15 protein-coding genes are annotated in these 24351 nt (G+C 45.6%); 9 read left to right on the forward strand and 6 right to left on the reverse strand.

Annotated features, from left to right (window positions below):
• Positions 1 to 70 precede the first annotated feature (70 nt).
• Positions 71 to 2107, forward strand: coding sequence for an oligopeptidase A (gene prlC / locus ACXAGP_RS18470; protein ID WP_475263031.1), 2037 nt, complete (start codon positions 71 to 73; stop codon positions 2105 to 2107).
• A 20-nt stretch (positions 2108 to 2127) separates the two neighbouring features.
• Positions 2128 to 2823 carry a DNA-3-methyladenine glycosylase I gene (locus ACXAGP_RS18475; RefSeq protein ID WP_475263032.1) on the forward strand — a complete coding sequence of 232 codons (696 nt, stop codon included), beginning with the start codon at positions 2128 to 2130 and terminating at the stop codon, positions 2821 to 2823.
• Between the two features lie 24 nt (positions 2824 to 2847).
• Here ACXAGP_RS18475 and ACXAGP_RS18480 read toward each other — a convergent pair whose 3' ends face one another.
• Complete coding sequence (locus ACXAGP_RS18480) at positions 2848 to 4059, reverse strand: AraC family transcriptional regulator (RefSeq protein ID WP_475263033.1); 1212 nt, start codon at positions 4057 to 4059, stop codon at positions 2848 to 2850.
• A 154-nt stretch (positions 4060 to 4213) separates the two neighbouring features.
• On the opposite strand from ACXAGP_RS18480, the gene ACXAGP_RS18485 reads away from it, so the two are divergent.
• Both ACXAGP_RS18485 and ACXAGP_RS18490 read left to right on the forward strand, forming a co-directional pair.
• A complete protein-coding gene (locus tag ACXAGP_RS18485; protein WP_475263034.1) occupies positions 4214 to 4705 on the forward strand; it encodes a hypothetical protein in 492 nt (163 codons plus the stop codon).
• 88 nt (positions 4706 to 4793) lie between these two features.
• Complete coding sequence (locus ACXAGP_RS18490; RefSeq protein WP_475263036.1) at positions 4794 to 5750, forward strand: hypothetical protein; 957 nt, start codon at positions 4794 to 4796, stop codon at positions 5748 to 5750.
• A 3-nt stretch (positions 5751 to 5753) separates the two neighbouring features.
• On the opposite strand, the gene ACXAGP_RS18495 is transcribed toward ACXAGP_RS18490, so the two are convergent.
• The 3 genes from ACXAGP_RS18495 to ACXAGP_RS18505 form a co-directional block, all read right to left on the reverse strand.
• Positions 5754 to 7898: a methyl-accepting chemotaxis protein gene (locus tag ACXAGP_RS18495; protein WP_475263038.1), complete on the reverse strand. Its 2145-nt coding sequence runs from the start codon at positions 7896 to 7898 to the stop codon at positions 5754 to 5756.
• Between the two features lie 27 nt (positions 7899 to 7925).
• Positions 7926 to 8606, reverse strand: a complete 681-nt coding sequence (locus tag ACXAGP_RS18500) for a TorF family putative porin (RefSeq protein WP_475263040.1) — start codon at positions 8604 to 8606, stop codon at positions 7926 to 7928.
• 96 nt (positions 8607 to 8702) lie between these two features.
• Entirely contained in the window at positions 8703 to 9824 is a 1122-nt protein-coding gene (locus ACXAGP_RS18505) for a response regulator transcription factor (RefSeq protein WP_475263042.1), read from the reverse strand.
• Between the two features lie 188 nt (positions 9825 to 10012).
• On the opposite strand from ACXAGP_RS18505, the gene ubiE reads away from it, so the two are divergent.
• The 3 genes from ubiE to ubiB are packed head-to-tail and all read left to right on the forward strand — an operon-like array spanning position 10013 to position 13070.
• A complete protein-coding gene (gene ubiE, locus ACXAGP_RS18510) occupies positions 10013 to 10786 on the forward strand; it encodes a bifunctional demethylmenaquinone methyltransferase/2-methoxy-6-polyprenyl-1,4-benzoquinol methylase UbiE (protein ID WP_475263043.1) in 774 nt (257 codons plus the stop codon).
• Positions 10786 to 11424, forward strand: coding sequence for a ubiquinone biosynthesis accessory factor UbiJ (locus ACXAGP_RS18515; RefSeq protein WP_475263044.1), 639 nt, complete (start codon positions 10786 to 10788; stop codon positions 11422 to 11424). Before ubiE ends, ACXAGP_RS18515 begins: the two co-directional genes overlap by 1 nt.
• 11 nt (positions 11425 to 11435) lie before the next feature.
• Positions 11436 to 13070 (forward strand): ubiquinone biosynthesis regulatory protein kinase UbiB, encoded by a 1635-nt coding sequence (gene ubiB, locus ACXAGP_RS18520; RefSeq protein WP_475263045.1) that lies wholly within the window; start codon positions 11436 to 11438, stop codon positions 13068 to 13070.
• A 22-nt stretch (positions 13071 to 13092) separates the two neighbouring features.
• Here the strand turns inward: ubiB and ACXAGP_RS18525 are convergent, their stop codons facing one another.
• Positions 13093 to 14649, reverse strand: a complete 1557-nt coding sequence (locus ACXAGP_RS18525) for a response regulator (protein ID WP_475263046.1) — start codon at positions 14647 to 14649, stop codon at positions 13093 to 13095.
• 157 nt (positions 14650 to 14806) lie between these two features.
• On the opposite strand from ACXAGP_RS18525, the gene ACXAGP_RS18530 reads away from it, so the two are divergent.
• Positions 14807 to 20410 carry a two-component regulator propeller domain-containing protein gene (locus ACXAGP_RS18530; RefSeq protein ID WP_475263047.1) on the forward strand — a complete coding sequence of 1868 codons (5604 nt, stop codon included), beginning with the start codon at positions 14807 to 14809 and terminating at the stop codon, positions 20408 to 20410.
• 6 nt (positions 20411 to 20416) lie between these two features.
• Here the strand turns inward: ACXAGP_RS18530 and ACXAGP_RS18535 are convergent, their stop codons facing one another.
• Positions 20417 to 22093, reverse strand: a complete 1677-nt coding sequence (locus ACXAGP_RS18535; protein ID WP_475263048.1) for a helix-turn-helix domain-containing protein — start codon at positions 22091 to 22093, stop codon at positions 20417 to 20419.
• Between the two features lie 570 nt (positions 22094 to 22663).
• Between ACXAGP_RS18535 and ACXAGP_RS18540 the strand changes: the two genes are divergently transcribed.
• Positions 22664 to 24307 carry a S8 family serine peptidase gene (locus ACXAGP_RS18540; RefSeq protein WP_475263050.1) on the forward strand — a complete coding sequence of 548 codons (1644 nt, stop codon included), beginning with the start codon at positions 22664 to 22666 and terminating at the stop codon, positions 24305 to 24307.
• Positions 24308 to 24351: the final 44 nt, after the last annotated feature.

The following is a 24351-nucleotide window of genomic DNA, read 5'->3' on the forward strand; positions in this document are numbered from 1 at the left end:
GAGCTTTCTCGCTTGATAAATTTTCAGCTACCCTCACTATCAAGCTATCTAACAGTTAAAAGAGTGCGCTATGTCTTTTTCGCAATTTGAATCTGAGTTGGGTCTACCCCTGTTTTCCAAGTTCACGCCAGAAACCATTCAGGAAAATGTCAAACGAGGCATTGCTGATTGCAAGCAGGTTATCGAAGAACGGTTAAAGCAAACCGTTTACACTTGGGAAAATTTTGTATTGCCGATTGATGAAGTTAGCGATCGCCTGAGCAAATATTGGTCTCCGGTATCCCATATGAACAGTGTGGTTAGCAGCGATGCATTGCGAGAGGCGCATGATAGCTGTTTGCCATTGTTATCGGAGTATTACACCTGGCTAGGTCAGCATGCAGGTATGTATCAGGCTTACAGGCAAATTGCAGAATCTGAGGAATTCAGCGCTCTAAATGAGGCGCAACAAAAAGTAATCAACGACGCGCTGCTGGATTTCAAGTTATCCGGTGTAGCCTTGGCTGATGAAGATAAAAAGCGTTACGCTGAAATTCAGGCGCGCTTGTCAGAGTTGTCTTCAAAGTTCAGCAACAATGTGATGGATGCCACCTTGGCATTTACCAAACATATTACTGATGAGTCTGAGCTGGCGGGGCTTCCTGATTCAGCTAAAGATGCGGCGGCTCAAGCGGCAAAGGAAAAGGAACTGAAAGGCTGGTTGTTTACGTTGGATTTCCCCAGTTACCTGCCAATCATGACTTACGCTGAAAATCGCACTTTGCGAGAAGAAATGTATCGCGCCTTTGCAACTCGCGCTTCAGAGACGGGACCAAACGGCGGGGAATTTGATAATACTGACATCATAGTGGAAACGTTGGCGTTGCGTCAGGAGCTTGCCAAATTATTGGATTTTCAAAGCTATGCCCATTATTCATTGGCTACCAAAATGGCTGAGTCTCCCGAGCAGGTTCAGGGCTTTTTACAAGATCTGGCGGATAAGTCGAAACCTCAAGCACAATCTGAATTGCAAGAGATACGTGAGTTTGCTGAGCAAGAGTTTGGTGCGACAGATTTGCAAGCATGGGACTTATCCTTTTATGCAGAAAAACTGAAGCAGCAAAAATATGCGATTTCAGACGAGATGTTGCGCCCTTATTTTCCCGAAAACCGCGTTGTTAGTGGCTTATTTGAGGTGGTTAAACGCCTGTATAATATCGAGGTTACTGAACGCAAAGATATCGAGACCTGGCATAAAGACGTGCGCTTTTTTGATATCGTCGATGCTCAAGGCGAGCTTCGCGGTAGCTTCTATCTGGATTTGTACGCCCGAGCTAAAAAGCGCGGTGGTGCCTGGATGGACGAATGCCGTTCTCGTTGGATACGTCCAGACGGATCTTTGCAACGCCCGGTCGCCTACCTGGTGTGCAACTTTAATGGCCCGGTAGGAGAAAAGCCCGCACTGTTCACTCATGACGAAGTGATCACCCTGTTCCACGAGTTTGGTCATGGCATTCATCACATGCTGACCAAGGTCAATGAGTCTGGTGTATCTGGCATTCGCGGAGTGGCTTGGGATGCCGTAGAGCTGCCCAGTCAATTTCTGGAAAATTGGTGTTGGGAAGAGCAGGCTTTGGCCTTTATTTCTGGTCACTATGAAACCGGCGAGCCTTTACCTAAAGAGATGTTGGACAAGCTATTAGCCGCCCGCAATTTTCAGTCTGCTATGCAGATGGTCAGGCAGCTGGAGTTTTCCTTATTTGACTTTGGACTACATGAACAATATCAGCCTGGACTGAGTGTGCAAGATTTCATCAATGATGTCAGGCAGCGGGTATCGGTGGTTACGCCGCCTGCGTTTAATCGCTTTCAGAATAGCTTTAGTCACATTTTTGCTGGTGGATATGCTGCAGGCTACTACAGTTATAAATGGGCCGAAGTCTTGTCTTCCGATGCCTTCTCGCGCTTTGAAGAAGAAGGTATTTTTAACGCCGATACTGGTCGTTCATTTTTGAATAATATTCTGGAAATGGGCGGAAGTCGCGAGCCTATGGATTTATTTAAAGCTTTTCGTGGCCGAGAGCCGGAAATTGATGCGCTGTTGCGTCATTCTGGCATTGCCGCTTAATTCCAACCAGGTAAGTGATAATGACAGCTGAAACATTTGATGCGATATATGCACGAGCAGCCGAGCGAAAAGGGGGAGAGGCACAGTTAGAGCAGTTGCTTTCTGCCCCGCTCAATACAACGCATTTGGCGCAAATGGGTGATGATCGCTTTCTGGCAGAGTTTACCAAAAAAGTGTTTCAGTCGGGTTTTGTCTGGCGAGTGGTAGAGCAAAAGTGGCCAGCCTTTGAACAGTGCTTTTTTGGTTTTGATATCGCCAAAGTATTGTTGATGCCTGATGAAATGCTGGAGAAAAAAGCCAGTAATCCAGAAATTATTCGCAACTTTACCAAAGTAAAAAGCATCCGAGATAATGCCTTGATGATAGATGCCGTGCGATCTGAGCAAGGCTCTTTCGCACAGTTTGTAGCAGATTGGCCTGAGGACAATATCATCGGCCTTTGGGACTACCTGAAAAAGCACGGTGCCAGGCTGGGGGGGAACACAGGCCCCTATGCGCTCAGAGCATTGGGTAAGGATACCTTTCTATTGAGCAAAGATGTGGAGGGCTACTTTAAAGCCCGAGAATTAATTTCTGGTTCAAGTAGCTCCAAAAAAAGTCGCACTGCATTTCAAGAAACTTTTAATCATTGGCGTGCCCAGTCTGGACGATCCTTGCAGGAGATCAGCAAAGTGGTTTCTATGAGTGTCGGCGATAATCATATTGGGGTGCAGTAATTAAGGGCCTACAAGCTCTGGCTATCAGGTTGTTTTCTGGGTTTTGCTACTGGCTCTTTTACGAAACTCTGAGGGCGTATATCCCGTGTGTTTTTTGAACAGGGTGTTAAAGGTGGTTTTACTATTAAAACCCGCGTCTTCAAATATGCGTTGAATGGTTTTGCCTTGATTCAGCGGATTAACAAGCTGATCTTGCGCATCTCGGACCCTGAAGTCATTCACAAAGTCATAAAAATTTTTTTTGAAGTGCTTGTTTAGCAAAGACGACAGAGTGCGTGGCGATATATCCATGCTGTCCGCCAATCCCTCCAGGCGTAATTCCGGATCCTGGTAAACTTTCACGCGAATCATCAAATCATTGAGTTGTTCAGCCTGTTTTGGATTAACCGAAGACTCCGTTTCTGGATCTTGTTTCTTTGCTTGTGCTGCGTTGCTAAGCGGACTGGCGCTGATGGCGTGGGTTTGACTGTAAACCACCATGATGGCCATTAAAAACAAAGGCGGTACATTGCTGATGATACCAATATAGTGGGCGCCTTCCTTCCAACCTATCAATCCTGAAATGCTGGCACCCAAATGCATGGTCCACACCAAGACGAAACCACTGGCGATCCAGCGCAACCACTTTAAGTTGTGTCTTTCAATACTGGAGAAGCGATGCGGCAGAGATTCATCGTGCTCGTTCATCAGTTTAATTGCGTAGATCCCGGTAAATACCGAAAACAGGGAAACTGCCCAGTGGCAAGCATTGGCTATGTAGGTGAATTCTGGGGGCAATTGATAGGCCGCAACGCCGATGACGCAGAAAAAACCAGCGCAACCTAAACCGATCCAGGTGAGCATAGAACCGATTTCTAACGGTTTGCCCATCATAGCTCTGGCATACCAGAGCAAGATCAGCCCTTGGACAGCGGGTAACAGAATTTTCGGTAAAGGTTCAAAAGGGTGTAAAAACGCCAGCGTATGTGGGCCAATAATAGCGTTGTAATACATCAAATTTTTAAATAGCGATAGCCCTTGTACGACTAAAAATAGGGCCAGAAAATAATCACCGGGCTGCCTGTCCCGTTTTAATAAAAGCGGGGTGGCCAACAAAAATGCCAACAGTGTGGTCATCAGCTGCATTGCGTCATACAAATTCAAAATATGGGCGAAAACGATGTGTTCTTGCGCTGGCATGGCGATGTCCGGATTAAAAGCATGCCCCATGTTTGCCATCTTTGCCTGGCGAGTCAATGGCTTCTCTGTGAATTGTATTAGATGGAGGTTCAACTGCGCGCAATGCGGTCAGACGAACGTTCAGATGGCGTCAATTGCGCTTGTGGGGACGCATTTAATATTTGCATTGCCTAAGGTCGATGCTGAGCTTAACCCCTACAGGAGAGTCATCATGACCAAAATAATGGCAACAACAAGTTTACTATTTTTATCATTTTTTAGCGTATTTGAGGCAAGCTCAACACCGCTAAGTACTCTAAACAGGCACATTGATCATTGTTATAAGGATACCTTAGTAAAAGGTGTGCTACCGTCAGACAGCGTTTGCTTAAAAGTGATTAATAACAAACGTACAACTCGCAAAAACAAAGCTATCGCCTTGCACAACCTGGCTGTGCTACAGGTGAGGAGTGGAGAATTAATTGAGGCAAAACACAGTTTTGAGCGGGCAGTGGAGTTAAATGCCAAGCAAGCGGCCAGTCTGTTAGCTTTGGCACAGTTCCACTTTTCTCGGGAGCCTGAGATGGCACAACAATATATCACTCGTGCATTGGTTTTGAAGCCGCAACATAAGCTGGCAATTGAGTTACAAAACAAACTCCGGATGCAACAACAATTGCTATCTGGCAAGACAGTAAAATCTGCTGTGCAGGTTACTGAGTGATTAATTTACCTGATTGCTACAAAGACGTAGCAATCAGGTGGTAATTACGAGATTAGATAACCAAAAATTGGCAGTTAATAAAGGAAAAGTGACTAAAGTTTGTTATTCTGCTGGGCAATTTCGATTCAATACCCATCCTTTTAATATGTTGCGAGTGTTTCTCACGTGCTCACGCCTTGGGCTGACTTTGTTGTGTTTTTTCAGTTGTTCAGTCGCCATAGCCAATCCTGTAACGCCGCATTCGATTCAATACTTCGGAGCTTCCGGGAAATACGCCTTTAAAAATGATTATTTTTTGCAGTTGCTTGAGGGGGCATTAACAAGCACTGAAGCGCAATATGGCGCCTGGCAACTAAGCCAATTTCCAACGCGAATGAATCAAAGTCGCGCAATTGAGAATATGGCGCAGTCTTGTGAGTTTGATATCCAATGGCACATGACCACCGCCACCCGAGAAGAGCAAATGCGGCCGATACGAGTTCCTTTATACAAGGGGTTATATGGGTACCGTGCCTTGATGGTGCATGCCGACAGCAAATTATTGTTTGCCGAGATAGAGGCAGTTGAACAGCTACAACAATTGTTGGCAGGTCAGGGACACGACTGGCCGGATACCGGAATACTCAAACACAATGGCTTTAATGTGCAGGGAGTTAACAATTATCACGGCTTGTTTGATCTCTTAGCGCAAAAGCGAATAGATTACTTTCCTCGCAGTGTCGCTGAAATTGGTGAGGAGCTGACAATGCACACTGAAAAACCGTTGTTAAGCGACTCCCATATATTGCTCTATTATCCCGCCCCCATTTACTTCTTTGTTTGCAAAAAGCATGAAATGCTGGCTGAACGGCTTGAAAATGGCCTGAAAAACATCATTCAAAATGGCTTGTTCCATGAGATTTTTAGCGCCAGCAGAGAGTACCAAAGCTTTCTCAAGTTAGGCGGATTTAGTGGCAAAACAATTTTCACACTTGAAAACCCGCTGATTTCCAACGCACATTTACCTCAAGACAAACATCTTTGGCTCGCTCCTGATAAGGGCTAACCCTCAATGGGTTTTCAGTTTACTTAGTAAATTGTACAGTCTTTGAATGGCTTCATCGATGGCACGAGAACTTTGTTCCGATGCTTGCGACAAGGAAGATACTTCTTTAGTAGCATCACCGATAATGACCATATTGCGATTGAGTTCAGCGCTGACCGCGCTTTGTTCTTCTGCTGCGGTGGCCATTTGCATCATGCGGTTACTGATTTCTGATATTTGTTCTGCAGTTTCTCGCATTCGGGTAAAGGCTTCTTTAGAGCGCTCAGAGGCCAGTCCGGCTTGTTCGTTGCCTTTCTCAATGATATCTACCGTGGAGTCCACTTCTCCTTGCAGGGCATCAATGACACTGGCAATTTCACTTACCGAATCCGCCGTTTTAGAAGCCAGTGCTCGAACCTCGTCTGCGACTACGCTGAATCCTCTGCCGTGCTCTCCCGCTCTTGCTGCTTCAATGGCTGCATTTAAGGCCAGTAAATTGGTTTGCTCCGCAATGGCGCCAATCACATCGAGAATTTTTTTGATATCCAGACTGCGAGAGGAGACGGCTTTTACTGCTAGCGAGGCTTCTGACATTTCCTGAGAGAGTTCACTGGAACTTTGCGTGGATAAGGATACCTGCTCCTCGGTTTGTTTGACGCTGTCATTGGCTTTGTCTGCATTATTGGCCGCATCCGCTGCCGTGCGAGCCACTTCTTTGGCGGCTTCAGACATTTCAGTAATAGCGGTCACTACACTATCCACTTCCGCGAGTTGAACCTGTATTTGTGCGTTGGTTTGTTGCGCCTGCTCTCTGGTGGTTTTACTGCCATCCAGCACTTGCTCACAAGCCAGTTTAGCCTGATCTAATAGTTCTCGTACTTTCTCTCTGAATAAATTAAAGGCATTGGAGAGTTGCACCAGCTCAGCATGAGATTGCACGGTGATATCCTGGGTCAAATCGCCGCCTTGGCCAGCCAGTTCGGTCATCTTGTCGGCAATCAGTTTTACTGGAGAAACAATACTGCGGGTAAACAGATGGACCAAGGCTAAAGCCACCAAAGTTAAAATCACGGCGACCGTGATCAGTGATGTCATCAACGAATTGATGTTGTCAGAAATTGTACTGCTAACCCGCTGTGCCGGCGCCAGGGCTTTATTTACATCTACACCTATGACCATTTTCCACTGGGTATTAGGTGTAGCCAGCTGAATGTCTCGCGTTACATACATCATGTCGTCTATGATTAATGAGCTATTGTTGGTACCCAGTGACAGAATGCGTTCGCTGGTTTGTGGATTTCTGAAGGCTTCTTTGAATGGCCGGGCGAGTTTATCCGGTGCTTCAGTTGCAGCAGCGATAATATTGTCCTGACTAATCACATAGACGGCTGAATTACCTTGATATAAGGACTGCTTTAACGCCTCCGCAGATTGTTGCAATATGGGTAAATTTAAATCAACACCCACGACCCCTCTGAAGCTGCCATTGGCCACCACAGGGTAGGTGAGGCTGGTCATCAGCTCTTCGTAACCCGGCCGTATTTCATATTTGTAAGGGTTGATAATACAGGGCTTTTGCGTATCTTTTGCGCATAAAAACCATTCGGCCGCCCGAAAGCCAAATTCATCCAGGGTGGCATCAAATTTTTCCTCGGCATCTTCGATTATTTCTTGGGTTATGGAGTTATCGGGATTGCGCACAAAATAAACTTCAAAGCTACCATTACCCACAACGGAGTGCTCAAAACCACTCAGGAATTCAGCACTGCGTCCGTCGAACTTGTCTTTTTCAAACTGCGCATAGATGGATGAGGTTGGGCTAAAACGCAATAAACCAGAGGTTAAGTGCTCCACCTGATCACGTGTTAGTTTTAATGATGAATCAGGAGTGGCGATACTCTGCTCTATTTGCTCTCCCAAGATTCTCGGGAAGGTGTAGGCTTTTTCAATCGCCATGGCGATTTCCGCTGCCTGCTGTGACGCCCTTGCGGCGACCGTAGTCTCAATTTGTTCAGTGAGTTCGCTATTCACCTGATTCACAATTTTGGACTCTGTGCTGGTAAGTGAGTAGTAACTCACCATCATGAGGATAAACGCCAGAGCAAATAAAAGGGTACCAACGACTGCGACGAGTTTGATGGCAAGGCTGGCTTTTGTAGCAGGCATCATTTTCTCCCGACAAGTTTTTCAGTAGCACTAAAAACTAAAGGACTTACTTATAGTGGCTAACAAGCGTGTGTCACCGTAAGTATCCAAATCGGTACCTTCCAGGGTGATACTGGCATCGAAACCACTGACGCTAAACTCCGAGCCGATACGCCAATGGATGTAACTTTCATCGCCCGGCTCCCATTCAAATTCCTCGTAATCGAGGCTCTCGGAGCGATCAACGGCAATGACAAGGGAGGCGTTGTCTGTAACAGGGTAGCTATAACTTAATGCGGTGATAATGTGTCGCGCTCCGGTACCTGCGTAGTCAGGTGCATACCATAATTTCACTTCAAAGTTATCCTTGCCCATAGCGGCGGCGACTTCAAAGTAGTTGCTATCATCACTGCCGCTACCACCGTGATAGCTGTAATACAGCAGCGATATGTCATACCATCCGCCGTGGTCGAACTCGCCGTAATAACCACCGTAAAAATCGATTTCCAGATTGGTGTCATCACCAAAATCCACATTGGAAGCCCAACTGCCAAAATAGGCACCGGACTCCAGAGCAAAATCAATACTGCCTTGTAGTGCCGGACCTTCATCAGTTTGAGTGATACCGTTAAACAGGTAGTCTGAGGCGAGGGTGAGAGTTGCTGAGCGCTCCATGGCAGCGCTGTTGAATGTGAAAAAAACCAGTAAAAGTAGAATTGGCCGGTTGAACATCAGTATTCCAACATTGCTAGTGATTTCTACTTAGTATAGCAATGCTGGAGTAATTGCTGCATTTTTGTGCAAATAAGTTTAGGCTGCAGTGTTGGCTCAGCTCTCTTGCATTTGTTGCAGTTTGCTCATTACGGTGCTGAATACTTCGCTGGTACGCTCGGTTTTGGCCAATGAGGCATTGAAGGCTTCCGAGGAGGTATCAACGATATGGTGAATATGTGCTTCCTGATCTTCTTCCAGGCCAAGGCTTGGCAGCAACATATCAAGGTCGGACATCATGGCACGAATGGTATTGGCACTGCCATCCACACTGTGTTGTAAGTCATCAGAGGCTTTTGCCAAAAGAGCTGTGATATCTTTGACAGACTGTTGCCAGTTTTCCGCATCTACCAAGGCTTGTTGTTTGTTTAAGGCATCGGTTTTAACATCAAACGCTTCCATCAAAAAGCATAAGCTGTCCCGTAAGCGTCCTGTCTTCTCTTCGTCCTGTGGCATATTGAGGATCAGTAGTGACGTATCACCAAAAGTGAAAATACAACGCTGGCCTTTGGTCCAGATGCGCTCTGTTTTACGCACAACGCTGATAATTTGTTGTTCCATGGGGGTACTGACGCGCCCTTTGGAAGCTTCAAATACGGGCTCGCCCGACATCTCGTAATACAAGGTAGCTTTGAGAGAGAATTCCGCCATACAGGCGAAGATAGCAGAGGATAACTCCGTAAAGGTGTTGGCTTCTATTACCCCTTGAACCCCCTTCATGATGATACCCATTTCGCTTTGCGCAGACATGGCTTGAAAAGCGGTTTGGCTGGCGTAATCCAGTTGTTGCTTTAACCCGGATTTGGCATTGAGGATATCCATAGCTGAGCGGACTTTGGCGGATATTTCAACAACGTCATAAGGTTTGTTGATGTAGTCATCGGCACCCGCTTCCATGCCTTTAATACGCTCTTCTACCGAGGTTTTGGCGGACAGAAAGATGGTGTAGGTTACACAATGACTGTAGTCATTTTCTATCGCTTCGCAGATTTCATAGCCTGTTGGGCCGGGTAATAAAGTTTCCAGAATAACCAGTGTTGGCATGTCGGGGCTGAGGGTGGCAAGCATTTCGCGGCCATCAGAAAACACCTCTACCTGGTAATCATCTTCCAGCATACCTGCCAGTAAATCCTGACCTATTTCATCGGGTTCAACGATGCAAATTCTTGCGTTGGACATGCTTCTCTCTTGTCACAAATGCGTAGCTTGGCGACTAGTAAGTGTGGTTCAAATGCGTTTTTTTTCAACTATACCTTAGTCGTACGTTGTGTACTATTTTCTACATAAGTTTAATTGCCTGCGCAACCGGGCAATTCTCTGTTAAACTGCGGCAGTTAAGCGCAATAAACAAGTTATAAGGGAAAGTCGTGACACAACACTCTGAAAATCACTCCAACACCTCAGAAACTACGCACTTTGGCTATAAACAGGTAGATACACAGGAAAAGGTAAATCTGGTGGCCGACGTATTCCATTCTGTGGCTGCAAAGTACGACATGATGAACGATTTAATGTCGATGGGGGTACATCGCTTATGGAAGCGATTTACCATTGATTGTAGTGGCGTGCGCAGTGGTCAACGAGTTTTAGATCTGGCTGGTGGCACTGGTGATCTTACCGCTAAATTTTCTCGTCTTGTTGGGGATTCGGGAAAGGTGGTGCTGGCCGATATCAATGGCTCTATGTTGAAAGTTGGCCGTGATAAGTTGCGGGATATGGGCATAGTAGGCAATGTTGAAACCGTTCAGGCCAATGCTGAGTGTTTGCCCTTCCCGGACAACTACTTCGATATCGTTACTATTGCCTTTGGCTTGCGCAATGTTACAGATAAAGATGCTGCCTTGGCGTCTATTTTCAGAGTGTTAAAGCCCGGTGGCCGTCTGCTGGTTTTGGAATTTTCCAAACCAGAGAATGAACAGTTTGGAAAATTATACGATTGGTACTCGTTTAATATTCTTCCTGCGATGGGGAAATTGGTGGCTAATGATGCCGATAGTTACCAATATCTCGCTGAATCCATCCGTATGCACCCGGATCAGGAAACCCTGAAAGGCATGATGCACGGCGCTGGCTTTGAGCAGGTTACTTACCATAACCTCACTGGTGGTATTGTGGCCTTGCATCGCGGATTTAAATTCTGATGCCAAGGGCGCAATTATTGTCCTCTGTTCTGGAGTCAGCAATCAATAAATTGCTCACTATGGACGATACAGCTTCAAATAAACTGGCGAAGTTACAAGGTAAGAGACTGCAGGTGTCCTTGGCTGAACTGCAACATGACTTACTGTTTGTGTTTTCATCTTCGGTGGATGTGCTCAGTGTAGCAAAAGTGAGCTCAGAACAAGTTGACAAGCTTCCCGATGGTACAGACTGCTTGCTTGCTACCAGTTTTTTAACCCTGCCAGAGTTAAAAAATGTGGCCAATATCACCCAACTTATTAAGCAGAATAAGTTAAATTTATTGGGCGATATTCAGGTGGCTCAGCAATTTAGTCACGTTTTAAAAAGTATCGAGATTGATTGGGAAGAGCAACTTGCCAAACATACTGGCGACGTCGTGGCTCACGAGCTATTTCAGGTGGCTGAGCGTCTGAAAAAGCACTTTTTGGGCTTTGTCCAGCGCACTGAAACAACCTTGCGAGATGCCGCATTAGAAGAAAAAAACATTGCTGTTACGGAAGCCGCAGTAGAAGACTTTTGTGGTCAGGTGAGTGATGTGCAGCAACGCGCACAACAACTCGAATCGCGTCTATCACGCCTGCTTGAGCTCGCTAAATAATAGGATTTACGGTGCGAATTATCAGAATCTACACCATAGTTTCGGTTTTACTCAGATATGGGTTAGATGAACTTATCCCTAAGAAATTCAGGCCTTGGTACTTTTCGATGCTGCGCCTGAGTTTGTTTTGGTTGCGCAATCGCTACCCTGAAAAAACACAAGGCGAGCGTTTGAAACTGGCGTTGGAGTCCCTTGGACCTGTATTTATCAAGTTCGGTCAAATGCTCTCTACTCGGCGAGATTTACTGGATGCTGAATTGGCTGATGAGTTAGCACTTCTGCAAGACAAGGTAACCCCCTTCGCCGGTGAAACTGCCAAAACCATGATTGAGCAGGCATTGAAGTTGTCCGCTATTGAGGCTTTGTTTGACGACTTTCAGCTACAACCTCTGGCGTCAGCTTCCATAGCTCAGGTGCACAGCGCCGTTTTAAAAACTAACGGCCAGCAGGTGGTGATCAAAGTCACGCGTCCAGATATCAAAAAAACCATTGATGCCGATATTGAGTTGATGCGCATTCTGGCCAAGGTAGCTCAGCGAGCACTGCCGGATGGCAAGCGGCTCAGACCGGTAGAAGTTGTAGAGGAATATCGCAAAACCATATTGGATGAATTGGATTTGTCTCGGGAAGCTGCCAATGGCAATCGGTTGCGCAATAACTTTGAAAATTCCTCAGAATTATATGTGCCGCAAATTTACCTGGATTATTGCCGCAGCAATGTACTGGTCATGGAGCGTATTTCCGGCATTCCGGTGGCCAATGTCGCTGAACTAAACGCCAATAATACTGATTTGAAATTGTTGGCGGAAAGGGGCGTAAATATCTTTTTCACCCAGGTTTTTCGCGACAGTTTTTTTCATGCTGATATGCACCCCGGTAATATCTTCGTGTCACGTGAAAATCCTCAATCGCCACAATACATAGCCATCGATTTTGGCATTGTGGGCACCTTAAATCGCGAGGACAAACGCTATCTGGCTGAAAACTTTGTGGCGTTTTTTAATTCTGATTACCGCAAAGTCGCCGAGTTACATGTGGATTCAGGATGGGTGCCGGCTACCACCAATATCGATGATTTTGAAATGGCCATTCGCTCAGTGTGTGAGCCGATATTTCACAAACCCCTGGCTGAGATATCCTTTGGTCAGGTTTTACTACAGCTGTTTAATACTGCGCGCCGCTTCGACATGGTTGTGCAGCCACAGTTGGTGTTGCTGCAAAAAACCTTGTTGTATGTAGAGGGGTTGGGAAGGCAACTTTATCCACAATTAGATTTATGGCAAACGGCTAAACCTTTCCTGGAAAATTGGATGAAGGAGCAGGTGGGGTGGTCTGCAATGATGGGCAAGGTTAAAAGCAACTTGCCCTTCTGGAGCGAAAAACTGCCTGAAATACCAGAGTTGGTATTCGATAGCCTTAAGCAGATGAAGCGCTTGCCACAAAAGCAACAACTTTGGCATGAGCAGCAGCTATTACAGCAGCGGGAAAACACCAAAAGCATTATCTATGCCGTAGGCGGAGGTACCTTTATTTTGGTGGCAGCGCTTTTACCCTTTTATCCATTGCCCCTTTGGAGCTCGGCCATCTGTGCTGCTATTGGCATTGGCTGTTGGGTTAAAACGGTTTATAAGCTTTACGATTTTTGAACACCCGCTAGTGCCTGATGAATTATTTTTGAGGGTATTCTAAAAACAGTGTGGTACCTGTGTCTTCGCCGGTTTCAAACCAGATACGACCGTTTTGGGTTTCGGTAAGCAGTTTAGCAATATAAGTACCCAAGCCAATCCCATCCGGTTTTTTCCAGCTAAGGTATTTTTCATAGAAACGGTCCTGAATCGCAGGGTCAATCACAGTGGGATTGTGAATAAGGCACTGTACTTTCTTGTTCTGACTTTGGAACTTAACGCTAATGCAATCCCCTTCGTTTGATGCCTCAATGGCATTTTTTATCAGGTTGCTCAGGGTCATGCGCACCATAGATTCTTCTGCTTGAATAATTAGTAGGTTTGCGTCATCAATTTGCCACGTCTGGCTACGCGCTTTTAGCATGCCGCTGAGTTGAGCGGTAACATCATTGACCATGTCCACCAAATTGACGTTCATAGGAGTAAATTTGTAATCGTTACTCTCCAGTTGCGTTACTAATTGCAAGTTGTCCATATAACTATTGGCATTTTGGCAAATTTCTTTCAGCTGCTGCGAGGTTTCCCGAACTTTTTTAGGCTCATCGTAATAAACATCCAATTTGCGTAAGTTATCCGCGATACTTTCAAATGGGCGTTTCATGTCTTTCTGTAATGCTCGGTCAAATTCAGAGCGCAATTGGGTGTAATCCACCATTAAATCTACTTGCTCACGCAGGTTCTTGGTGGAACGTGCAATTTTTACATGATTTTTAACTCGTGCAGCTAGAATTCGTGGGTTTATGGGCTTGGTAATGTAATCAACCGCGCCTAGTTCCAGGCCTTTGACGACGTCATCAGTTTGGTCCATGGCTGAGATAAAAATAACGGTGATATGCTGTGTGGCAGGGTGTTCTTTGAGCTTTTTACAGACAGTTAAACCGTCCATATCTGGCATCATGATATCTAGCAAAACCAAATCAGGCGGATTGGCTGACATGCATATTTGTAATGCTTTTTCTCCACTTGTTGCGGCTCTGACCTGGTAGTCACTGCGGATCACTTCTGAAATAACCTTGATGTTCTCTGGTACATCGTCAACCACCAATATGCTGGTGCTTTCCAATTCCTTATCAGAAATATTCTCTATAACGTGTTCTGGCTCCTTACCTTTAATATTTGCGCTTTGGCTGTTTTTAACCGGTAAAGCCACCGCGCGTTGTATTCTTTGGCTAAATGTCTTAAGGGAAAAGGGTTTTACAATAAACTCAGATACGCCAGATTTTACGGCATTGATAACCGTGGACTGATCCAATGAGGCGGAGACAATGATAAAAGCACTGCTTGCCATCTCTTCCGTACTTCGAATGTTACGCAGCAAGTTCAGGCCGTCTACTTCAGGTGGCAGTTGCTCGCTAATAATGATGTCAACTTTGTGTTTTGCGATAATCTGATTGGCGTGGCTGAGTCGAGCGGCCTGCTGTATTTGGCTAAAGCCCAATTGCTTCAGCATAGAAGCAATAGTTGATCTGATATTGTCGGCCGGATCAACAATTAACACCACTTTGTTTTTGAAATCCGAAAGTTCTTTTCCGCTCCGCATCCGTGACTCCTTTTTAGACAGTATCGCTCGCACGCCTTTCTGCTACTATTGGTTAAGAATAGCAACGGAATCAAGACTTTTCTGTTAAATGCGCAATAGTGAATAAAAATTGGCGTAAAATGGTTGTTGTTACGCTTGAAAGGAAGCTGTCCTGAAAATGAAAAATCTTCAATGGCTAATAAGTAGGATTGTGTTTACCTGTGTTTTTTTGCATTGGGGTTCTTCATTTGCCGCATCAAAGATAGAAACGCTTTCGGTCTTTGATGGGCTATCAAATCCGCAAATTTACGCTATCGCGAGAGACCAAAAAGGATTCATGTGGTTCGGTACAGCCGATGGGGTAAAACGCTTCAATGGCTACCAGTTTTCTGCATTCAGACACGATCCCTTAGCTCTCGGCTCTTTATCGAATAACAATGTAGGCGTCATGCTGATTGATTCTAAAGACCGCTTGTGGGTTGGGACATGGGGCGGTGGCGTTAATCGATTTATACCAGAAAGCGCAATGTTTGTTCGCTATAAACACAGTGCGTCGCAATCCGACTCTCTCAGTGCCGATCGCGTGCAAGCGCTCTTTGAAAGCCGTAACGGGGATATCTGGATAGGAACGAATGGCGGTGGTTTGAATCGCTACAACGCCCATGATGATGCCTTTAAAGCGTGGAAACATCAGCCGGACGATCGCCACTCTATTTCCCACAATCGGATTTGGAGTATAGCTGAAGACGATAGTGGAAAACTTTGGGTTGGCACCTCCAATGGGCTTAATGCTTTTGACCCACAAAGCGAGCATTTTGTCCGGTATGCGGCGCGCGAACAGGGACTTGACCACCCAGAAGTCAGAAGTGTATTCGTTGATACTCAGCAACGTATATGGGTGGCCACACGATTGAGTTTTGGATTATTTGATCCAGTAGAGCAGCGCTATCAATTATTCGATTTGCCCGACGGCACTTTGCCCAGTGTGACCAATATTACTCAAGTTGGAAAACACTTGTTGCTTGCTACTTTTGCAGGGGTATACAAGTTTGATCTGGAAAACAAATTATTCGTTGCTGCGGGGGAGAAGGGCAACTGGGGCTTGTTAGAAAATCGTGATGTTCGGCAAGTAATGCAGGATTCCACTGGTATTTTATGGGCCGCGACACGCTATTCTGGCGTTGTTAAAGTGTTCCAAAATCCACCGCCCTTCAAAGGCTGGCGCAATTTCTTACAAGACTATCAGCTTTCGGGTTTGTTCAATCAGGTGGTTTCCTTGCATGGTGCAGGTGAGCAAAATATTTGGCTTGGTACAGGGCGCAGCCTGGTTAGATTTGACGGTACTACACAGTTTACTCCCCATATGAGTGAAACGAATTTGCGCAACCTTAATCGCTTGCGGATCCTCAATATTAGCAGGGCGTCGGACGGGAAAATATGGTTGGCAACCGACAACGGGCTATACCGATTGAGTGATGACGAAAAACAGCTGATTAAAATTCAAATTCCCTGGTTAGAAACATCCGATCAAGCAATTGATTGGGTTAGCACTGATAAAAATGGCGCTTTGTGGATCATTGCCGCAGGTGAGAACCGGGTGGCGTTATGGCAACCCGGTTCGCAACAAGTTCGTTATTTCCTCGAGCGAGTGGACCCAAACTTTGTATTTGTGGATGAATCGAAGACTGCATGGGTGGGGACAGCCGGAGACGGGTTGTTTGCCATCAACACCATTACCGGTGACATTGAGCACTTCCTTCAGGGGCAAAATAGTACTTTATCTGCGAATTTTATTAATGATGCATTGCAGGATGAGATTGGTAACATCTGGTTTGCTACACGCAGAGGAGTGGATCGATTTGATCCCAAAAGTCGAACCTTTCAACCGTTTATTCTGAGCAGAGAAAATACCGATATTGCAGTTCAAAGTATGGTGATGGATCATCATGACAATCTCTGGATGGCCAGTAATCAAGGTATTTTCAGATTAGAGCCAAAAACGGGAAAGCAACACCATTTCACCACTAATGACGGTCTTCACAGTAATAACTTTCTGGCACGCTCAGCGCTTAAAACCGCTGACGGCACAATCTACTTTGGCAGCATTGACGGCTTAACGGGTTTTCATCCAGATCAGGTCATCGTTAACAGGGTCCCCCCTCCAGTAGTGATCACTAAAGTCTCAATTGATGGTCGACAACTGGCAACGGTTCCAGATGCACTGGAAGTTCCTCACAATTACCGCAATGTACGAATCGACTTTGCTGCACTGGATTATCAGGCAACGGAAGATAATCGCTACCGAACGCGTATTTCTGGCTACATTGATGAGTGGAGCGATATTACACCGTTACCAGAAATCACTTTTGGTAGGTTGGAACCCGGTGAGTATCGATTCGAAGTGATGGGCAGTAATAATCACGGTATCTGGAATATGGAATCGGTTGGTCTTAATCTGGTTGTTAATCCAGCGTGGTATCAGACTTTGTGGTTTCAAATTGCTGTGGCACTGACGCTGTTAACCATTGTTGTACTGAGTTACTGGATAAAAGTGCGACAACATACCCGAATTCAAGCTTATTTATCAGCAAAGGTAGAGCAGCGCACACAAGATATTCTGGTCTTGGGAGATGTTGGCCGGGATGTTGCCATGACCTTTGATCCGGCTGCCATCGCAGAAAAAATCTTTCACAAGTTACGCGCTGGTATCGCGGCAGACGCCTATGGATTTGCCGTGTTAGATAACAAGGCTCAAGAGCTGCGATTTATCTATGCTGAACAAGCTGGAAAGGATATCGCTGGCCAGGTTATATCCTTGTCAGACTCCGGGGCGCCATCAGTCAGGTGCGTAACCTCGGGTGATCAAGTATTTGTTCAGTCTGAGCCGCAATGGCAATCTTTAAATTTAACTAGTGAGCTTTGTCTCAATGGTCCTGAAACTCACTCGGTGATTTGTGAGCCGCTTCGCTCTAAAGATGGTGTTGTTGGAGTTATAACTATACAGAGTAATCAACCTGGCGCATTTGATACATCCCATTTGAGTATGTTGCGCGTGGTGGCCAGTCACGCCGCTGTTGCATTACAAAATACCATTGCCTATCAAGAACTTGCAGAGGCAGAAGAGCGTCTGGAATTGGCTATGGAGGGCGCAAATGCCGGCATGTGGCAATGGGATCTGTCTAACAATCAACTTATTACTAGTCCCATATGGGCAACGATGCTGCACTATGATCCTGAACAGTTATACGAAATGTATGGCAATACCCCCGAAAAGTTTGAGCAGTTGGTGCACCCAGAAGACTTACCACTGGCTGCACAATTGTTGCAACAGCACATTGCGGGTCAAAGCGAAACTTACCGGGCAGAATTTCGAATGCGCAATGGCCGGGGAGAGTGGCAATGGCTGTTGAGTGTCGGTCAGGCGGTAAAGGAGAGTGGCGATTCAGGGGCACAACGCATCTTCGGAATACACCTTGATATTTCCGATGACAAAGCGCTTCAAGATGCATTGCAAGAAGCCAAAGATAAAGCAGAGCAGGCGACGCAAGCCAAGTCTGATTTCCTGTCTAACATGTCTCACGAAATTCGAACGCCAATGAATGCCATCATTGGTATGAGTCATCTGGCATTGCAAACAGAATTGAATCGCAAGCAACACAATTACATCAGTAAAGTGCATTCAAGTGCAGAGTCATTGCTGCGGATCATTAATGACATCCTGGACTTTTCCAAAATCGAAGCCGGAAAAATGGATATCGAGTACGTTCCTTTTAATCTTGAGGACGTGCTGGATAATCTCGCCAACGTTATGGGATTTAAGGCGGCGGAAAAACACATTCAATTTTATTTTGATATCGCAGCACAGACACCCTTGCAGTTGCTCGGGGATCCCTTGAGATTGGGGCAGGTGCTACTCAACTTGGGCAACAACGCTATTAAGTTTAGTCATGAACAGGGCGAGGTGAACATCAAAGTTGCAGTGCAAACCACCTTTGAGGATAAAGTGCTGCTGCGCTTCCAGGTACAGGACAACGGGATTGGCATGACGACTGAGCAAACAGAGCGTCTGTTCAAATCTTTCAGCCAGGCGGACAGCACCATTACGCGCAAATATGGCGGTACAGGACTAGGCCTGGCCATCTGCAAAGACCTGGTGGAACTAATGGGTGGTGATATCTGGGTAGAAAGCGAACCTGAAATTGGCAGTGTTTTCAGTTGCACCATCCTATGCGGTAAGGCTGTTGCTGCCAACGACTTTGGCCAACAGCCATTGCAAAACTGCTCAGTTTTGTTGCTCGATGAAAGCCCTTTGTCATTGCAGATAACAACGAACCTCTTGCTGGAGGCTGGTTGTGAAGTACTAGCCGCTGGTTCAGCGGTGGAAATCGCCGCTAAGCTCAATCAAGGTACTTTCCCAGCCGAACTTTTGTTGCTGGATTGGAATATGACGGCAATGTCCGTGCAACAGGCGTACGATGAAATTGTCGAGGCACTAACACCAGATAACCCGTTAAAAACCATTGCCCTTACTCGCTTTGGACAGGAAGAGCCGAACAATGAAAGTGCAATAGCACTCATTGATAGTATAGCGAAACCGCTGTTGCCCGGTTATTTACAGCGTTGTTTGTTACGAGCTAAGCAGTCGAATATTGATGACGCATTCATAGCGCGTGATAATGGTGAAGACGCTCATAATTTAGAAAATTTGAACGGTGCAGATATCTTATTGGTGGAAGACAATGCGCTAAATCAGGAATTAGCTTTGGAATTGCTCGCCATGCAAGGTGTGGTGGTAACGGTGGCAGAAAATGGTCAGATTGCTATCGAATTGCTGCAAAAAAAACGTTTTGATGCGGTGCTCATGGACTGTCAGATGCCCGTCATGGATGGTTACACCGCGACAAGGTTGATTCGTCAGGAGCTTTCTACTGAATTACCTGTTATCGCGATGACTGCAAACGCAATGGCAGAAGACATAGAGTTGGCTCTGAGTTCGGGAATGAACGACCACATAAGCAAACCCATAGATCCTGAACGTCTATATCGCACGCTAGCAAACTGGTTACCCGACCGGGAGCCTGCTCAAATGCAGCATACTCGCACGGAATCTCTGACCTCTGTGGAGCATGATGGGCAGCAAAGCTATGATGATCCGTTGAGCAATGACGTTTTAGCTGAGCTTACCTTGCTGAATGCCAAAGCTGGCCTGACTACTTGCGCTAACAATACAAAGCTATACCGACGTTTACTGGAAGGTTTTTTACGACAACAGGATTGTTTTTCTCGTGATTTGCAGGAAGCCCTTGCCAGCGGTGATTCAGCAACAGCTATCAGACTGACTCATACACTTAAGGGCAATGCGGGAAACATAGGCGCGAAATCGACTTTAGAGTTATGTAGTCAGTTTGAGGATTGTTTAAAGCAAGGGAAAATCAGTCCTGAACCGCTGCTGCATTCACTGACAGAACAGCTTGTTCGGTTAAAAAACGATATCGAAATCGCCCTAGATAACCTCAGCGACGATTCGACTGCAACACCAAGTGAATTTCCTGTTACTAAGGACATTGATGGTCTTTTGTCATTGTTCAATAAGCTTAAACTCCAACTGCAAGATTACGATACAGCCGCAGAAGACAGCGCGGAAGCGCTATTGGAACTAATGCCGGATAACGCCGATACCTGGCACAAAGTGTTAATGGCTCTGGATGCCTTTGATTTTGAAGCCGCTAAATCGCTTGTTGATTGCTTGCCTGACATTGAGAGATTGGTGGAAAAACCATAAAGATGCTTATACGGGCTCTTCCCCAAAATGCGCTTGATATACTTTGAGCAGTGCTTGGGAATTTTTGAATCCACAGCGTTGGGTGACATCTTCAAGTAAACAGCCTTTTGCAAGTAAATGCTTTGCCAGTTCCAGTCTCTTCTGAATCAGATATTGCTTGGGAGTACAGCGGGTGAGGTTGTTGACGCGACGAAAGAATTGTCGTTTGGACAGTGAAAATTGCTCAAAATAGTCTTCAAATCGAAAATTCGGGTTGCCAATTTCGGCTTCTAATAGCTTGTTTAGTTGCGCTAAAAAGATGGCGTCTCTGGAAGGTTGAAATGTGACATTGTCGTGGACCTCCTGGCGCAGTGCTTGATCTTTTTTAGCATGGTGAAGTCGTTTTGCGCTTTCAAGTAAAATGACATTATCAAACGGTTTTTTGAAAAATACCTGAATATCCAGGTCCAGCGCCCGCAGCCTGTTTTTTGTGGTGTCTTGTGCTGTCAAAACAATAATAGGTAAGGTTTGTAAGTCGATTGACTTGGCTAACTCTTGCAACAAATCAAAGCCATTTTCAGAGCCTTGAACAGGATCTAAAATCAGCACATCCGGTTGCCACTCCAAAACTTTTTTCATCCCTGAAATCAGACAAAACATGCCGATACAGTTGAAGTGACCGCTCAGTGTTTGGGTCAAGCTCATCTGAACTTCGGGGCAGGGATCCAGAATTAAACATTTTGGGCTGTTTGTTTCTGGACCGGCTTTGTTTAACAAAGGCTCCTGAAACAGGTCGAAGAATACCTGAGGGGAGATATCATCAATCTCATTGTGAGAGCGCAAGGTGGTTTTTTTAAAGCTGCCTATTACAAATTCCATTATGCATGTGGGGGGCAGTGGCTGGCCAATATGAGTTTGGGCTTGAAGCTTTTGAGCAAAGTGAGCTGCAAGGAAATACTCCGGTTGTTTCTCTGGGTTGGCGATTTCAAGGGGAAAGGCCAGGTTACCTTCGGAACGAATCGAGAGCAGCAACTTGCTTTGCTGTTCAGTCACTTGCCACGTCAATTTGCACTGAGACGGCACTTGTTTAGGCACTAAATTATAGTAAAAAGAAAGGTACAGTAGCAGAGCTTGTTCTTCCACTGGCAGAATATAGTCCACGCCGTTTGGGTATGACAATTGAGCACCAGATTCACCGTTATGGTTGGGCAGTTGATGCAACAACGTTGTCAGTACTTGCACTAACGAACATTGTTTTTCTGTTTGAGCGTAAGCTTCAAGATCAGAGGATAGTCCGGCGTGATGGGTATCTTGAACCAGCTGCTCAATTTTGTGAATACTGGACTCTGTCGCTATTGCTTTTTCGAGCAAATCCGTCTCAATTTTTGTTTGTTGAAACCATTCCATATAGTGGTTTTTGATTACGCCAATGGAGTTACTCAAATCCTGAGAAATAGAAGTAAAAAATAGATGCCGTGTTTCTTCCAGCTGTTTATTTTCTCTGGTGAGGTTCCGGATCCGCACTTCTTGTTCCGAAAGGGTGCGATGCAGACTACTTTGTTTGGCATGACATTGAATGAACTTATATTTTTCAGCTTTTAAACTTATTTGAGTTTTAATGGCGTAAGCTAAGACGCCAGCGCAGCCAAAAAGCAAAACAAGCAAACACTCCAAGGATGGAGTTAACGAAGCAATACCTGTCATTGGGTTGTTACCCTCATCAATAAATTTTGTGTTCTCTCCTTGCTATCGCGATAGTTCAAATGAAAAGCATCCCCCCTGCAGAGGTAAAAAATATACCCTCTTGTAAATAAGACAACAAAATACTGATCAATTCAAGTTACATTTTTTTACGAAGCCGTACTTAATTGTTTACAAGCGTAAATATCATTGTGTCTCTTTAAATTGAGTGATTGTGGGTCATCCAATATGCAAAGTGACATTCAAAAATCTTTTAAAAACAGAGGTTTAACTCAAAAAAATAAATTTAATGGCGAGGTCTTACCAGTTGTTTGGGGGTGTTTATTGTCATTCAATTAGGCGCTTTGTTAGGTAAATAAAATGCTCGCTTTGAAATTTGTGACAAAGTTCTGTGATTTACCTGACTTTTTACAAACCTGGAGAAGCGTGTTGCGAGCCATCAGGTCACTCAACGCTAGATTGAGGCTCCCTGTTGGTTCGGGAATTTAAATCCAATAACAGGAGCGTTTATCACTTAGTTTTGCATAAAGCAGGCAGTGTACAACCGCTCAATGAACGACAGGAACAATATCAATGTCTCATAAATTAAATAAGATCGTCTTAGGTCTAGGCTTCTCGTCTATTTCTTTGATTGCTGGTGCAGTCTTTGCGACAGAAACTGAATCCGCTAAAGCGCCAGTAAGAATGGCGGTTGAAACCCAGGTTCAGGAAAACCAAGCCCCCATGCTGGCGGAAATGCAACAGCGTTATATTGTCATTTTTAATGATGATGCGGTAATGGGTGATGCTGAATCGATAAAACAAAATGGCGGCGTTTCACTGTTCGACCGTCAGGGTAAACTGGATGTACGATTGGCCAGTGAACACTTGCGTAGCTTGGGTGCTACGCCTATCAAAGCCATTGAAAGCCACAAGATGATGGTGGTGAACATGGACAAGAAAACCTTCAACACGGTATCCAATCACCACAGTGTGGCTACAGCAGAGGAAGACCCTAAACGTTATTTGATGGCACAAACCACGCCTTATGGCATTCCAATGGTGCAAGCTGATCAGCTATTCCAGAACAACCTGAGTGCCAGAAAAGTCTGTGTCATTGATACGGGTTACAATCTAGGTCACCCTGATTTGCCAGATCAAAATAATGGCGCTTCCGGTGAAGCTAACAATAGCGGTGTAGGCAACTGGTATAACGATGGCAATGGCCATGGTACCCACGTAGCAGGCACCATTGCCGCATTGTCTAACAACGAAGGTGTGGTTGGCGTTTATCCTGGTGTTGATATTCATGCGGTTAAGATATTTGACGATTCAGGCAACTGGACGTTTGCTTCAGATCTAATCGATGGTATCCAACAATGTGCCGACGCAGGTGCTGATGTGGTCAACATGAGCTTGGGTGGTGGTAGTTCTTCCACTGCAGAGTCCAATGCTATGCAGAGCTTTGCAGACCAGGACATTTTGTTGATTGCTGCAGCGGGTAACGATGGCAACAGCAGCTTTTCATATCCTGCCTCTTATGATGCAGTAGTATCTGTGGCTGCAGTAACCTCCAGTGAAAGCCGCGCCAGCTACTCCCAGTATAATAGCCAGGTGGAATTAGCTGGACCCGGATCCTCGGTCTATTCAACTTATCCAACCAATTCCTACGCTACCTTAAGCGGTACTTCAATGGCTACGCCGCATGTTGTTGGTGTTGCAGCCTTGGTTTGGAGCTTCTTCCCTCAATGTAGTGCCGACGAAATCCGTTCTGCATTGCAATCTACTGCGAAGGATAAAGGTTCATCTGGCCGTGATACGCAATATGGCTACGGCATAGTGCAATCTGAAGACGCTTACAACTACCTCAATACTTATGGTTGTGAGGGAGATGGTGGCGACAATGGCGGCGGTGACAATGGTGGCGGCGATGTCGATCCTGTTAACGGCTCTATTTCTAACTTGAGTGGTTCGCGTAATGCCTGGGACCGTTATACCTGGGAAATCCCGGCGGGCGTAACGACTATGTCTGTTAGCATTTCAGGTGGTTCAGGTGATGCTGACCTGTACATGCGTTATGGTGCTGATCCAACTACGAGTACCTATGATTGCCGACCTTATACTTCTGGCAACAATGAAACCTGTACCTTCAATAATCCAGCATCGGGTACCTGGCACGTCAGCATTCGTGGTTACAGAGCTTATAGTGGTGTAACCATGTCATACAGCTACGAGTAATCGCGATAGTTTGATTAGCTTCTTTTATGTGTTGGGAAGCTAAC

It is taken from the genome of Planctobacterium sp. AWM4_229, assembly GCF_056160305.1.

Bases quoted from the DNA above. Each gene is read 5' to 3' on its own strand.
- prlC (WP_475263031.1), top strand. From the start codon at position 71: ATGTCTTTTTCGCAATTTGAATCTGAGTTGGGTCTACCCCTGTTTTCC.
- ACXAGP_RS18475 (WP_475263032.1), top strand. From the start codon at position 2,128: ATGACAGCTGAAACATTTGATGCGATATATGCACGAGCAGCCGAGCGA.
- ACXAGP_RS18485 (WP_475263034.1), top strand. From the start codon at position 4,214: ATGACCAAAATAATGGCAACAACAAGTTTACTATTTTTATCATTTTTT.
- ACXAGP_RS18495 (WP_475263038.1), bottom strand. From the start codon at position 7,898: ATGATGCCTGCTACAAAAGCCAGCCTTGCCATCAAACTCGTCGCAGTC.
- ACXAGP_RS18500 (WP_475263040.1), bottom strand. From the start codon at position 8,606: ATGTTCAACCGGCCAATTCTACTTTTACTGGTTTTTTTCACATTCAAC.
- ACXAGP_RS18505 (WP_475263042.1), bottom strand. From the start codon at position 9,824: ATGTCCAACGCAAGAATTTGCATCGTTGAACCCGATGAAATAGGTCAG.
- ACXAGP_RS18515 (WP_475263044.1), top strand. From the start codon at position 10,786: ATGCCAAGGGCGCAATTATTGTCCTCTGTTCTGGAGTCAGCAATCAAT.
- ACXAGP_RS18525 (WP_475263046.1), bottom strand. From the start codon at position 14,649: ATGCGGAGCGGAAAAGAACTTTCGGATTTCAAAAACAAAGTGGTGTTA.
- ACXAGP_RS18530 (WP_475263047.1), top strand. From the start codon at position 14,807: ATGAAAAATCTTCAATGGCTAATAAGTAGGATTGTGTTTACCTGTGTT.
- ACXAGP_RS18535 (WP_475263048.1), bottom strand. From the start codon at position 22,093: ATGACAGGTATTGCTTCGTTAACTCCATCCTTGGAGTGTTTGCTTGTT.
- ACXAGP_RS18540 (WP_475263050.1), top strand. From the start codon at position 22,664: ATGTCTCATAAATTAAATAAGATCGTCTTAGGTCTAGGCTTCTCGTCT.